The organism is Bradyrhizobium sp. UFLA03-84 (assembly GCF_002289535.1).
In the GTDB taxonomy this organism is placed as follows: domain Bacteria; phylum Pseudomonadota; class Alphaproteobacteria; order Rhizobiales; family Xanthobacteraceae; genus Bradyrhizobium; species Bradyrhizobium viridifuturi.
On the sequence record NZ_NSJY01000014.1, the window covers coordinates 1,244,026 to 1,256,991 of the forward strand.

The window sequence follows — 12,966 nt, forward strand, 5'->3', positions numbered from 1 at the left end:
CCGCGTTTGTCGCGCGGGAGAACCGATTTCGACTTTTCCGGTTCTCTCTAATGCCGCTCGGCTTCAGCCTCCTTCTCGAGCTCCATGATATGGGCGCGCAGCACATCGAACCGCGCCTCGGTCGCATCGCTGAACAACGGGTCCTTGTGCGGTGAGAGGGTGGCTCCGATGTCGGCCCAATCCTGCGGCGTCAATGCCTTGACCGCGGCGGGGAAGAAATCGCGGTCTTCCATCATGATGTGCCGCCGCTCGTGCGCCAGGAAATCGCGGATGACCGCGTCGACGTTCTCGCGCGGAATCTCGCCGCCCGCGCGCACATTGGCCACCGCATGGGCGACGCGGTGCAGGCGATCGGAGCCCTTCTGATGCTCGCGCGCGAGATCGCCCATTTTCGCCGCGGCCGCGGGATCGCGAAGCCTGAGCTTGGCGAAGATCAGATCTTCCTGGCGATGATGGTAGAGCTCGGTGTAGACCTCGAAATAGGCGATGATGCTGCCGATCACTTCGTAGTCCGGCCGGCCGGCGTGATCGAAAATATCCAGCTCATGCTCGAGAACGTTGAGCAGTCGCTCGATGTTGCGGTGTTCCCGGGACAGAATGTCGATGATCATGGCGCTGATCCAGGCAGGAGACTAGATTAATCAATAGACGAAAAGACCGTCGCGAACTTTGCGCTGGATCAAGGCGCAGCCCGAATCTGCTCGATGGTTCACGCAAAGCACTGCCTGAATGCGCCCGAGCCGGTCACCGCGGTGGGGTTTGCCGGTTGGCTCAACAGGCCGAGGGGCGTATGATCCGCGGCAAATACGAGGAAAACAGGGAGGATGCCATGCATCATACCTTGGTGCCCAGTGACCGGGTCGAGCATGTCTGCGTCTTCGGGCGCGACGGTTCAAAACTCGGTTCGATCGAGCGGCTGATGCTCGACAAGGTGAGCGGAACGGTGGCCTACGCCATCATCAAGACCGGCGGCGTGCTGAGCAGCCACCACCACTATCCCGTCAGATGGACCGCACTGCACTTCGATCCGGCGCGGCAGGCGTTCGAGGCCGAGGTGACGCTGGAGGATCTGCGCGCAGGGCCGTCCGAATTCGACGGCGACGAATTCGACTGGGGCGACCGCTCGCAGTCGTATACGCACCCGAACTATTGGGCGGTGTAGCGCGGAGGCGAGGGCGGTGTTGTAGCCCGCATGAGCGAAGCGACATGCGGGAGCAGTGAAGCTGTCCGGCCGATAGACCCGCATATCGCTTCGCTCATGCGGGCTACCTACTGAGTCAAAGTCAGGCACATGACCCAATACAAACCCGTCGGCTGGCCTTCCGTCATCCCGAGAATTGTCACGCGTGACCTCATCGGGCTCGCTGGATTCCTGCGAGATGTTTTCGGTGCCGAAGGCGAAGTCCGGTCCGGCGCGCCAACAGAAGTCCGCATCGGAGACTCGATCATCCTGATCAGCGACGGCGGAAGCGTGCGTGACGCCATGCCGGCCTTCCTCTACGTCTATGTTGAGAACACGGACGAGACCTATCGGCGTGCGATCGCTGCAGGCGCTGAATCGATCGAAACTCCTGCGGATACGCCCTATGGCGACAGACGCGCGATGGTCCGGGATGCCTGGGCAAACATCTGGCAAATCGCCACCTACCGGGGCACGTGAAGGAGCGATCGTTGTCGCCCGTAAAAGCCAACGGGTTGGGCGAACGCGCGCCCGATGGCGTGCTTCGCGACATGCGGGACCAGTCGGCGTGTCCGGCTGATAAACCCCGCATATCGCTTCGCTCATGCGGGCTAGTTGCTATTTGTCGCAATTGATCCCTGGAACGGCCCCAAGCCCTCCGGGGAAGAAGGACCCTCCGCACTTTACACCTGCCCCCGGCCGAGCGCGGTCCAACGCATTTTTACCGCTCATTGGCACGACCAGGAGATCTAATACGCCGTCACGTCCGTTGACCTTAAGTGTGAGTCGACTCAAGGACCACACTCCGCTTTTTTGGAGTGCCTCGAGAAAAACACGCCCATTGGCCTTTGGTCCCGTCGCTGAGAAGCTGAGAATAGCGCGACCCTCTGCACTAGGGATCGAGATTGAACCGACAGGGAAGCCGGTGGATATCGGTTGGCCGAGGATATCGACTGCTCTAGCGCTTAACCGTAGTTCGAATGCGCCCAGCTCGTAAGGTTTAGAATGCCCGAGGGAATAGAGGCTCCAGCCCAAGGCACTGCCGACTAGCACTATTGAGCCAATCCAGAGAACTGCGCCCCACCTTGCCCACGAACGTTGCACGCGCTTGAAATGCTCGACGCTATCCCATCGTTTGTTGCGCCACGCCCATTGGCTCCCTTTGAACCCGAGCATGAAGCTCATGACCACGCCCACAAAAGGAACGAACGTTAGGAATGCAATAAAGGTGTTATTTCCAACACCCCATATCCAAGAGAGCAAGAATGCGCCCCAATTCCAGCGGTCGATTTCTGGCGGGACCACTCTCGGATCGAGAGGTGGAACACGTGGTCCACTCATCTTCGCATCTCGTCTCAAAGCGACGCCCTAGGTGGCGCCAAACTATAGGAAGAGTAACCTTAGATTGAGCGTAATCAAGGATTGCCGCTCGTTGGCGGTCCATCGCATTTTGCTCCCCAGATGTCGCTTCGCTCATCCGGGCTACTTGCTTCGTTGGCTCTTCGGAATGACCGGCGTATACTATTTGCCAAACACAAGGAGCGGTGGCGTACGCCCATCATCAAGACCGGCGGCGTGCTGAGCACCCACCATGCGGGAGCGGCCAACGTGTCCCGCCGACAGTCCTGGATGTCGCTTCGCTTATCCCCTTATTGAATTTGAGCCTCGGTATCTGCCCCTCAGTAGTCTGTGGCAGATTTTGTGCGCCTCTCCGAAGATACATGACGCCGTCACTCGCGGCGCGAATGTCGGGCGTTTTCAGAACTTCACAGTGGAGTACGAGTCCGGGTAGGCCTTCGCATTTCAGAAATTGGTACTTGAAGTAAGTCCCAAGTGGGAAGAACTGTTCGAAGGCTTGGATGTGCCCGTTGGCGGCCTCCGCATCTGAAAATCCCGACCAGCGTTTTGCCGCGAATGCCCCGCTATTCAGCACCCCAATGAAGAGTTCGCCACCGTCCGCATTCGCAAAAGCTGAGAGAGATTTCGTCAGTTTTGCCGGAGAGACCTCTTTCGCCTTAAAGTCAAGGAAATGCCCTTCACCACGATCCAACAGATCAGCGAACTGTGCAGTTGAGATCGAAGTTATTTCAATTGCCACGACTACTCCGCCGCCTCGCTCGCTGAGCTCTTCCGCGGCTTGCTGTTCGCCTTCTTCAGCACCGGTGCCAAAAACTTGCCGGTATAGCTCCTCGGCGCCTTGACGATGTCCTCCGGCGGTCCCCAGGCGACGATCTCGCCGCCGCCGTCGCCGCCTTCGGGGCCGAGGTCGATCACCCAGTCGGCGGTCTTGATGACTTCGAGATTGTGCTCGATCACCACAACCGTGTTGCCCTGGGCGACCAGCTCATGCAGCACCTCGAGCAGCTTGGCGACGTCGTGGAAGTGCAGGCCGGTGGTCGGCTCGTCCAGGATGTACAGCGTGCGGCCGGTGGCGCGCTTGGATAGCTCCTTCGCCAGTTTGACGCGCTGGGCTTCGCCACCGGACAGCGTGGTGGCCTGCTGGCCGACATGGATGTAGTCGAGGCCGACCCGGTGCAGGGTCTGGAAGGTCTCGCGCACGCGCGGCACCGCCTTGAAGAACTCGGCGGCTTCCTCGACGGTCATGTCGAGCACGTCGGCGATGCTCTTGCCCTTGAACAGCACCTCCAGCGTCTCGCGGTTGTAGCGCTTGCCCTTGCAGGTGTCGCAGGTGACGTAGACGTCGGGCAGGAAGTGCATCTCGATCTTGATGACGCCGTCGCCCTGACAGGCCTCGCAGCGGCCGCCCTTGACGTTGAAGGAGAAGCGCCCGGGCTCGTAGCCGCGTGCCTTGGCTTCCGGCAGGCCGGCGAACCATTCGCGGATCGGCGTGAAGGCGCCGGTGTAGGTCGCCGGGTTGGAGCGCGGGGTGCGGCCGATCGGCGACTGGTCGATGTCGATGATCTTGTCGATGTGCTCGAGGCCCTCGATGCGGTCGTGCGGCGCGGCGCCTTCGCTGGCGTTGTTCAGCTTGCGCGCGATCGACTTGTAGAGTGTGTCGATCAGCAAGGTCGACTTGCCGCCGCCGGAGACGCCGGTGACGCAGGTGAACAAGCCGAGCGGGATCTCGGCCGAGACGTTCTTCAGATTGTTGCCGCGGGCGTTGATGACCTTGATGGTGCGCCGATGGTTCGGCGGCCGCCGGTCGGGCACGGGCACCGAAAGCTCGCCGGTGAGGTATTTGCCGGTCAGCGATTTCGGGTTGCGCATGATCTGGTCGGGCGTGCCTTCGGCGACGATGTGGCCGCCATGCATGCCGGCGCCGGGCCCGATGTCGAGCACATAGTCGGCAAGGCGGATGGCGTCCTCGTCATGCTCGACCACGACTACGGTGTTGCCGAGGTCGCGGAGACGCTTCAGCGTGTCGAGCAGGCGGGCATTGTCGCGCTGATGCAGGCCGATCGACGGCTCGTCCAGCACATAAAGCACGCCGGTCAGTCCGGAGCCGATCTGCGAGGCGAGGCGGATGCGCTGGCTCTCGCCGCCGGACAGCGTGCCCGAGGAGCGCGACAGCGTCAGATAGTTCAGGCCGACGTCGAGCAGGAAGGTCAGGCGCTCGCGGATCTCCTTGAGGATGCGCGCCGCGATCTCGTTCTGCTGCGCATTCAGCGCCTCCGGCACCGTCTCGAACCACTCGCCGGCGCGCTTCACCGAGAGCTCCGAGATCTCGCCGATATGCTTGCCGCCGATCTTGACGCACAGCGCCTCCGGCTTCAGCCGGTGGCCGTGGCAGCCTTCGCAGGGTACGTCGGAGAAATACTTGCCGAGCTCCTCGCGCGCCCACTCGCTCTCGGTCTCGCGGTAGCGGCGGTTGATGTTGGTGATGACGCCCTCGAACGGCTTCTTGGTGTCGTAGGAGCGGACGCCGTCCTCATAGGAGAACTTGATCTCGTCGTCGCCGGAGCCGTGCAGCAGCGCGTTCTGGACCTTCTTGGTCAGGTCCTTCCACTTGGTGTCGAGCGTGAACTTGTAGTGCTTGCCGAGCGCGGTCAGGGTCTGGATGTAATAGGGCGAGGACGACTTCGCCCAGGGAGCGATCGCGCCCTTGCGCAGGGTCAGCTCCTTGTCGGGGATGACCAGGTCCTCGTCGATATGCTGCTCGACGCCGAGGCCGCCGCAGGCCGGGCACGCGCCATAGGGATTGTTGAACGAGAACAGGCGCGGCTCGATCTCCGGGATCGTGAAGCCGGACACGGGGCAGGCGAACTTCTCCGAGAACAGGATGCGCTCGGGGCCGCTCTTGTCGTGGATCTTTGCCGTCTTCTTCTTGTCCTCGGTCGCGGCCGCGGCGGGCGCGTCCGCATACTCGATCACCGCGAGGCCCTCGGCGAGCTTCAGCGCGGTCTCGAAGCTTTCGGCGAGGCGCTGGGCGAGGTCGGGGCGCACCACGATGCGGTCGACCACGACGTCGATGTCGTGCGGGAATTTCTTGTCGAGGCTGGGGGCCTCCGACAGCTCATGGAAGGTGCCGTCGATCTTGACGCGCTGAAAGCCCTTCTTGAGGTATTCGGCGAGCTCCTTCTTGTACTCGCCCTTGCGGCCGCGCACGACCGGCGCCAGCAGATAGAGGCGGGTGCCTTCGGGCAGCGCCAGCACGCGGTCGACCATCTGCGAGACGATCTGGCTCTCGATCGGCAGGCCGGTCGCCGGCGAATAGGGCACGCCGACCCGCGCCCACAACAGGCGCATGTAGTCGTAGATCTCGGTGACGGTGCCGACGGTGGAGCGCGGATTCTTCGACGTCGTCTTCTGCTCGATCGAGATCGCCGGCGACAGCCCGTCGATCTGGTCGACGTCGGGCTTCTGCATCATCTCCAGAAATTGCCGCGCATAGGCCGACAGCGACTCGACGTAGCGGCGCTGGCCCTCGGCATAGATGGTGTCGAATGCGAGCGAGGACTTGCCGGAGCCGGACAGGCCGGTGAACACCACGAGCTTGTCGCGCGGAATCTCGACGTCGATGTTCTTCAGATTGTGTTCGCGCGCGCCGCGGATCGTGATGGCGCGCGATGAGGAGCCGGCGTTGTTTTGGCGCTTCGCCTTGAGCACTTCATCCATTGCGACGGTTCCGGGCGCATGCTTGGGCGCCTTTTGGGCGCGCATCGCCGGTGATGCCGGGAGCTTGCGCCGATGGGGTGTGAAGACTGGAACGTAGGAAGAACGGTCGACAATTTCCAGTGCTGAATGGCGTCCATCAACGGATAGTTTGCCTGATGGCAGCAGCCGTCAGCAGGGCAGGTTCCGGATTTCTGTTTTGACGCGTTTTCCTGACGCGAACCGGGATCCATCCGGCATCAAATCCGGGACAGGCTTCGCTCGAAAACGCTTTGACGCAAAAAGGCCGGCGCGAGGCCGGCCTTTCCGAGACTTTGTGGTCTGTCTTTCTCTTAGTACTTCGCGACGATCGGGCCGCCGAAGTGATAGTTCACGCCGAACTGGACGCTGTGCAGGTTGATGTCGGCCGACGGAACGCCGAAGTAGGTCTCGCCGCCGAGGCTGCGATACAGGTACTCGCCCTTGATCGACCACTGCGGCGCGATGAACGCCTCGATGCCGGCGCCGACGGTCCAGCCGGAGTGGAAGTTGCTCTGCGAGGCGCTCACGCCGCCCGCGCTGAGGGTGAGCTTGTTGTCGACCCAGGCGTAGCCGCCGGTGCCGTAGAACAGCACCTTGTCGACCGCGAAGCCGATGCGGCCGCGGGCGGTGCCGAGCGCGTCGATCTTGCTCGTCGCAGTGATGCCGAACGCTGAGGCGGAGGCGTTGACGTCAGCCCAGCCGCCGTCGGCCTCGATGCCGTACACGATGTTGCCGGCCTGCCAGTTGTAGCCGATGGTGCCGCCGGCGAAGCCGCCTTCCATCTTCGGATTGCCGGAATCTTCGCTGGCGTAGCCGCCGAAGCCGCCGATGTAGAAGCCGGTCCAGTTGTAGATCGCGACTGGCGGCGGAGCCTTCACGTAGGGCGCGCGTGCCGCCATATCAGCGGCCATGGCCGGTGCAAGAGCGCTCAGAGCAAACATGCCGGCCGAGGCCAGCAAAACATTCCTGATTTTCAAAGTCCCAGTCCCATTTTCTTGTTGTCCCTTCAAACATTGAAGGGAACGTCACAGCAGTGTCGTGCGACGCTCACGTGTTTCTACATAGAAATCTTGGAAGTTGTGTATCCGTGAAACCACAATGCACGGAAAACGGCCCATGCGAGCCGTGCGCTTGCCCGCAACGAAAGCGCCGACACACGGCCGGCTCCTGTGTTCGCTGCACAGGTGCGGCGCGCGGCCGCAGGTAGTTCAGTATCTCGCTGACACCACCGGGCTTGGCGAGTTGAAGTGGTAATTGATCCGCCGGCTGCACGCAGGCCGGCCCGGCAATTCAAACCCGACGAGGCAAACAAGGCGAGGCAAACAAGGCGAGGCAAACAAAAAGGCCGGCGCGAGGCCGGCCTTTGGTCTGGATCAAACCGGATCGCGCGATCAGTACCGCGCAACCACCGGGCCACCCCACTTGTAGTTCACGCGGACGGTGACGAGGTCGACGTCCTGGCGGTCGCGGATGCTGCTGAACAGCGCGCCGGCGGGGGTGGTGAGGTTGTAGGTCTTGTCCTGCATGAACAGGTGGTCGTACTCGACACCGGCGGTCCAGTTCGGCGCGAAGCCGACTTCGATGCCGGCGCCGATGGTGCCGCCCCAACGGGTGTCGCTGGCGCTGCCGGCGAGCACGCCGGTCGGCGTGAAGTAGGTGTTGAAGCGGTTGTCGGTCAGCGCCGCACCGCCCTTGGCGTAGAGCAGCACGTTGTTGATGGCGTAGCCGACCTGGCCGGTGAACAGGCCGAAGGCGTCGATCTTGCTCTGGTTGGTGAAGAGGCCAGGGAACACCAGGCTGCCGTTGCTGCCCTTCAGGTCAGCCCAGTCGCCCTGCGCTTCGAGGCCGAATACCCAGGCGCCGGCCTGCCAGCGATAGCCGATCTGGCCACCGGCGACGCCGCCGGTCGCGTCATGGCAACCATCCGATCCGATGAAGAGGCCGCCCGGGACCTGGTCCCAGCAATTGTGGCTCGAGCCCCAGCCGCCGTTGGCGCCGATGTAGAAGCCGCTCCAGTCATAGACGGCGGCGATCATCGGCGGCGCCTTGGTGTAGGGGCGCGCCGCGAGGTCGGCGGCAGCGGCAGGCGCGGCGAACGCAATCAGGGCAACCGTACCGAGCAAAAACTTCTTCATCATCAATCTCCCAGCTCCCCGATCGGCTTCCAACTTGTCCCGAAGCCGATCTCAGACGCGAGCGCCCGCGTCATGGGTGGTAGCTATACGCTGATTCAACCGGAAGCGCCGTCTCCCAAAAGCCACACTCGCGGAAGAAGTGGAGTTGAGGCAAGCGATTGATTTATCTTGTATTTTTAACGAGCGATCGAACCCGCGAGCGGCCGGGATCGAAATCGGCCGCCGTTCCATCACCATTCGCCGCTGCTACGGCAGGTTGTGGCGAACAAAACTGGAACATGATCGGCTGCGATGCTATATCTCGAATATCGTGGATAACCGCGCGAGGGCAAAGGCGGCGAGCCGGCACCGGCGTATAGGGTCATCCACGACGCCTGCGATGTAAGTGGCGAAGGTTGAGAGTGGCGGCCGATGTCCGGACGCCCGGTTTTTGAGTGGAGATGATGCGATGGCAGGAAGCGTGAACAAGGTGATCCTGGTGGGAAACCTCGGCAAGGATCCGGAAATCCGGCGGACGCAGGACGGCCGTCCGATCGCAAACCTGTCCATCGCCACCTCGGAGACCTGGCGCGACAAGGGCACCGGCGAGCGCAAGGAAAAGACCGAGTGGCACCGCGTCGTGATCTTCAACGAGGGCCTCTGCAAGGTCGCCGAGCAGTATCTGAAGAAGGGCGCCAAGGTGTACATCGAGGGTCAGCTGCAGACCCGCAAATGGACCGACCAGTCCGGCGTCGAGAAGTACTCGACCGAGGTCGTGCTGCAGGGCTTCAACTCCAACCTGACCATGCTCGACGGGCGGGGCGGTGGAGGCGGCAGCTTCTCCGATGACGGCGGCAGCGACTTCGGCTCGTCCGGTCCGGTCAGCTCGGCGCCGCGGCGCGCGGTGGCCGCCGGCGGCGGCAGCCGTAACAGCGACATGGACGACGATATCCCGTTCTGATCGAAGGTCGCTTGACCGAGCTCATGCTGTCGCTCCGTGAAGATTCATTTCCGGGGGCGGCGGTGTGATGCACGGTGGCATGATCCTGATGTGGATTATGAGGATAACTGCAGAGTTGGTTGTCCAGTATTCAATTTCTGGGGCCGGCTGACGCAAGTTCCCCTGACTTTGACACAGGCTGATGTAAATGATATTTACATTGGCCTGCGGCGGGTGATGACTGGCCGCGCGCTTCACCCGAGGGCCGCCACCATGAGCCTCGCGCCACTGCTCGACGCCGCGCCTGCGATCCCGCTCCACGCCTTCGCCGCGATGGCCGCCTTCGTGCTCGGCTCCATCCAACTCGCCGCACCCAAGGGCACGCTGCCGCACCGGACGCTGGGCTGGATCTGGGTGATCCTGATGCTGGTGGTCGCCGGGAGCTCGTTCTGGATCCATCAGATCCGCTTGGTCGGGCCGTGGAGCCCGATCCACCTGCTGTCAATCTTCTCGCTGGCCATGCTGGTGCTCGGCGTGACGGCTGCGCGGAGCCACAATGCCCGCAGCCACAAGTTCACGATGATCGGCATTTTCTTCGGCGCGCTGGTCATTGCCGGGCTGTTCACCTTGATGCCTGGGCGGATCATGCACGCCGTGATTTTCGGCCACTGATTGGGCGATTGAGGGCGTCGCGAGGCCGGTTCCATCCGGTCCTGGCCAGCCTGCGATCGCGGCGCGAAGCTGGCCCGCGGCAAGTCTGCAATGCGGCTGGTAAGTGCATGAAAAAACGAAGGGAAAAACGGCTTGCCGGGACCGCGCTGGGGTGGTTATCAGACCCCCGATGGGCTATATGATTCCCGAGTAAAACTGACCGGATTTCCCCTTTGTCCGATAACGAAGATGACAAGCCCGGCGAGCCGCCGGTGCCCTCTGACATTCGTCCCGTTTCCATTCTCGACGAGATGAAGAAGTCCTACCTCGATTACGCGATGAGCGTGATCGTGTCGCGTGCGCTGCCCGATGCGCGCGACGGGCTCAAGCCGGTGCACCGGCGCATCCTGTATTCGATGCATGAGCAGGGGCACACGCCGGACAAGAAATACGTCAAATCCGCCCGCGTCGTCGGTGACGTGATCGGTAAATACCATCCCCATGGCGACCAGTCGATTTACGACGCGATGGTCCGCATGGCGCAGGACTTCTCGCTGCGCGTGCCGCTGATCGACGGCCAGGGCAATTTCGGCTCGATCGATGGCGATCCGCCGGCGGCCTACCGATATACCGAAGCGCGGCTGACCAAGGCGGCGCTCGCCGTTCTGGCCGACATCGACATGGAAACCGTCGATTTCCAGCCGAACTACGACAATTCCGAGCAGGAGCCGTCGGTCCTGCCGGCCCGGTTCCCGAACCTCCTGGTCAACGGCGCCGGCGGCATCGCCGTCGGCATGGCGACCAATATCCCGCCGCACAATCTCGGCGAGGTCGTCGACGCCTGCGTGGCGCTGATCGACAACCCGGCGCTCTCGATCGACGAACTGATCGACATCATCCCGGGCCCGGATTTCCCGACCGGCGGCATCATCCTGGGCCGCCAGGGCATCCGCTCGGCCTATCATCTCGGCCGCGGCTCGATCGTGATGCGCGGCAAGGTGACGATCGACACCATCCGCAAGGATCGCGAAGCGATCATCATCACCGAGATTCCCTATCAGGTGAACAAGGCCACGATGGTCGAGCGCATCGCCGACCTCGTGAAGGAGAAGAAGATCGAGGGCATCGGCGATCTCCGTGACGAGTCCGACCGCGACGGCTATCGCGTCGTGATCGAGCTGAAGCGCGAGGCGGTGCCTGACGTCGTGCTGAACCAGCTCTACCGGTTCACGCCGCTGCAGACCAACTTCCCCGCCAACATGCTGGCGCTGGATTCCGGTCGTCCGCAGACGATGACGCTGAAGGATCTGCTCACCATCTTCGTCGCGTTCCGCGAACAGGTGGTGACCCGCCGGACCAAGTTCCTGCTCGGCAAGGCGCGCGACCGCGCCCATATCCTGGTCGGCCTTGCCATCGCGGTTGCCAATATCGACGAGATGATCCGGGTGATCCGGACCTCGCCCGATCCGAACACCGCGCGCGACACCCTGATGTCGCGCGACTGGCCGGCGCGGGACGTCGAGGCGATGATCACGCTGATCGACGATCCCCGGCACCGGATCAACGAGGACGGCACGCTGCGGCTGTCGATGGAGCAGGCGAGGGCCATCCTCGATCTGCGGCTGCAGCGCCTGACCGCGCTCGGGCGCGACGAGATTTCCGAAGAGCTCGACAAGCTCGCGGCCGAGATCGCCGACTATCTCGACATCCTGCGCTCGCGTGCGCGGGTGCAGGGCATCGTCAAGACCGAGCTCGCCGAGGTGAAGCAGCAGTTCGCGACACCGCGCAAGACCCAGATCATCGAGCAGGAAGGCGAGGTCGAGGACGAGGACCTGATCCAGCGCGAGGACATGGTCGTCACCGTGTCGCATGCCGGCTACGTCAAGCGCGTGCCGCTGTCGACCTACCGGGCGCAGCGCCGCGGCGGCAAGGGCCGCGCCGGCATGCAGACCCGCGACGAGGATTTCGTCTCCCGCCTGTTCGTCGCCTCCACGCACACGCCGGTGCTGTTCTTCTCCTCGCGCGGCCAGGTCTACAAGGAGAAAGTCTGGCGGCTGCCGATGGCGGCGCCCAACGCGCGCGGCAAGGCGCTGATCAACATCCTGCCGCTGGAGCAGGGCGAGCGCATCACCACGATCATGCCGCTGCCGGAGGACGAATCCTCCTGGGGCAATCTCGACGTGATGTTTGCGACGACAAGCGGCACCGTTCGCCGCAACAAGCTGTCCGACTTCGTCGATGTCCGCCGCTCCGGCATCATCGCGATGAAGCTCGGGGAGGGCGAGGCGATCGTCGACGTGCAGATCTGCACCGAACGCGACGACGTGCTGCTGACCGCCGCCGGCGGGCAGTGCATCCGCTTCCCGGTCCCCGATGTCCGCGTCTTCACGGGCCGCACCTCGATGGGCGTGCGCGGCATCGCGCTGGCCGAGGCCGACAGGCTGATCTCGCTGGCGATCCTGCGCCATGTCGAGACCACATCGGACGAGCGTTCGGCCTACCTGAAGATGCGCCGCGCGGTGGCCGGCGAGGCCACGACCGAAGAGCCGGTCGAGACCGAGGGCGAGGAGACGGCGAACGATGCGATCCAGCTGTCGCAGGAGCGCTATGCCGAGCTGTCGGCGGCCGAGCAGGTGGTGCTGACGGTTTCCGTCAACGGCTACGGCAAGCGGACCTCGTCCTACGAGTACCGAACCACCGGCCGTGGCGGCAAAGGCATCGTCGCGATGAGCGTCAACAACCGCAACGGCAATCTGGTGGCGTCGTTCCCGGTCGAGGACGCCGACCAGATCATGCTGGTTACCGACAAGGGCCAGCTGATCCGCTGCCCGGTGGCCGACATCCGCGTCGCCGGCCGCTCGACCCAGGGCGTCATCGTGTTCGACACCGCCGAGGACGAGCACGTCGTCTCGGTCGAGCACATTCCGGAAGAGGAAAACGGCGAGAACGGCAACGGCGGCTAGCGGACGCGCGGACCACCTCGGTTG

Annotated in this window: 11 protein-coding genes; 5 read left to right on the forward strand and 6 right to left on the reverse strand. The window is 63.2% G+C overall.

Features of this window, described 5'->3' with window-relative positions; translation table 11 throughout:
• Positions 1-47: 47 nt before the first annotated feature.
• The gene (locus tag CK489_RS27435) at positions 48-611 is read right to left on the reverse strand and encodes a hemerythrin domain-containing protein (RefSeq protein WP_095734465.1); all 564 of its coding nucleotides are present in this window, start codon (positions 609-611) and stop codon (positions 48-50) included.
• 218 nt (positions 612-829) lie between these two features.
• Here CK489_RS27435 and CK489_RS27440 point away from each other — a divergent pair, with 218 nt between their 5' ends.
• The gene (locus CK489_RS27440; protein ID WP_050630586.1) at positions 830-1,162 is read left to right on the forward strand and encodes a PRC-barrel domain-containing protein; all 333 of its coding nucleotides are present in this window, start codon (positions 830-832) and stop codon (positions 1,160-1,162) included.
• A gap of 129 nt (positions 1,163-1,291) precedes the next feature.
• Positions 1,292-1,660 carry a VOC family protein gene (locus CK489_RS27445; RefSeq protein WP_050630574.1) on the forward strand — a complete coding sequence of 123 codons (369 nt, stop codon included), beginning with the start codon at positions 1,292-1,294 and terminating at the stop codon, positions 1,658-1,660.
• Between the two features lie 138 nt (positions 1,661-1,798).
• On the opposite strand, the gene CK489_RS42945 is transcribed toward CK489_RS27445, so the two are convergent.
• The 5 genes from CK489_RS42945 to CK489_RS27470 all read right to left on the reverse strand — a co-directional run bounded on the left by CK489_RS42945 (position 1,799) and on the right by CK489_RS27470 (position 8,409).
• Positions 1,799-2,521 carry a cytochrome c oxidase assembly factor Coa1 family protein gene (locus tag CK489_RS42945; RefSeq protein WP_095734466.1) on the reverse strand — a complete coding sequence of 241 codons (723 nt, stop codon included), beginning with the start codon at positions 2,519-2,521 and terminating at the stop codon, positions 1,799-1,801.
• Between the two features lie 220 nt (positions 2,522-2,741).
• Entirely contained in the window at positions 2,742-3,278 is a 537-nt protein-coding gene (locus CK489_RS27455; RefSeq protein WP_095734467.1) for an AlbA family DNA-binding domain-containing protein, read from the reverse strand.
• Positions 3,279-3,280: 2 nt separating this feature from the next.
• Complete coding sequence (gene uvrA, locus CK489_RS27460) at positions 3,281-6,256, reverse strand: excinuclease ABC subunit UvrA (protein ID WP_095734675.1); 2,976 nt, start codon at positions 6,254-6,256, stop codon at positions 3,281-3,283.
• Between the two features lie 329 nt (positions 6,257-6,585).
• Entirely contained in the window at positions 6,586-7,245 is a 660-nt protein-coding gene (locus CK489_RS27465; protein ID WP_095734676.1) for an outer membrane protein, read from the reverse strand.
• A gap of 420 nt (positions 7,246-7,665) precedes the next feature.
• Positions 7,666-8,409, reverse strand: coding sequence for an outer membrane protein (locus CK489_RS27470; RefSeq protein ID WP_095734677.1), 744 nt, complete (start codon positions 8,407-8,409; stop codon positions 7,666-7,668).
• 448 nt (positions 8,410-8,857) lie between these two features.
• Here CK489_RS27470 and CK489_RS27475 point away from each other — a divergent pair, with 448 nt between their 5' ends.
• From CK489_RS27475 to gyrA, 3 genes are all read left to right on the forward strand, one after another.
• Positions 8,858-9,349 carry a single-stranded DNA-binding protein gene (locus tag CK489_RS27475; protein WP_021081257.1) on the forward strand — a complete coding sequence of 164 codons (492 nt, stop codon included), beginning with the start codon at positions 8,858-8,860 and terminating at the stop codon, positions 9,347-9,349.
• A gap of 252 nt (positions 9,350-9,601) precedes the next feature.
• Positions 9,602-10,000 (forward strand): DUF2306 domain-containing protein, encoded by a 399-nt coding sequence (locus CK489_RS27480; protein WP_095734678.1) that lies wholly within the window; start codon positions 9,602-9,604, stop codon positions 9,998-10,000.
• 212 nt (positions 10,001-10,212) lie between these two features.
• Positions 10,213-12,942 (forward strand): DNA gyrase subunit A, encoded by a 2,730-nt coding sequence (gyrA, locus tag CK489_RS27485; protein WP_050630577.1) that lies wholly within the window; start codon positions 10,213-10,215, stop codon positions 12,940-12,942.
• Positions 12,943-12,966: the final 24 nt, after the last annotated feature.

What these genes read in the sequence shown, in the direction of transcription:
- CK489_RS27435 (WP_095734465.1), bottom strand. Translation starts at nt 611, where the DNA reads ATGATCATCGACATTCTGTCCCGGGAACACCGCAACATCGAGCGACTG.
- CK489_RS27440 (WP_050630586.1), top strand. Translation starts at nt 830, where the DNA reads ATGCATCATACCTTGGTGCCCAGTGACCGGGTCGAGCATGTCTGCGTC.
- CK489_RS27445 (WP_050630574.1), top strand. Translation starts at nt 1,292, where the DNA reads ATGACCCAATACAAACCCGTCGGCTGGCCTTCCGTCATCCCGAGAATT.
- CK489_RS42945 (WP_095734466.1), bottom strand. Translation starts at nt 2,521, where the DNA reads ATGAGTGGACCACGTGTTCCACCTCTCGATCCGAGAGTGGTCCCGCCA.
- uvrA (WP_095734675.1), bottom strand. Translation starts at nt 6,256, where the DNA reads ATGGATGAAGTGCTCAAGGCGAAGCGCCAAAACAACGCCGGCTCCTCA.
- CK489_RS27470 (WP_095734677.1), bottom strand. Translation starts at nt 8,409, where the DNA reads ATGAAGAAGTTTTTGCTCGGTACGGTTGCCCTGATTGCGTTCGCCGCG.
- CK489_RS27475 (WP_021081257.1), top strand. Translation starts at nt 8,858, where the DNA reads ATGGCAGGAAGCGTGAACAAGGTGATCCTGGTGGGAAACCTCGGCAAG.
- CK489_RS27480 (WP_095734678.1), top strand. Translation starts at nt 9,602, where the DNA reads ATGAGCCTCGCGCCACTGCTCGACGCCGCGCCTGCGATCCCGCTCCAC.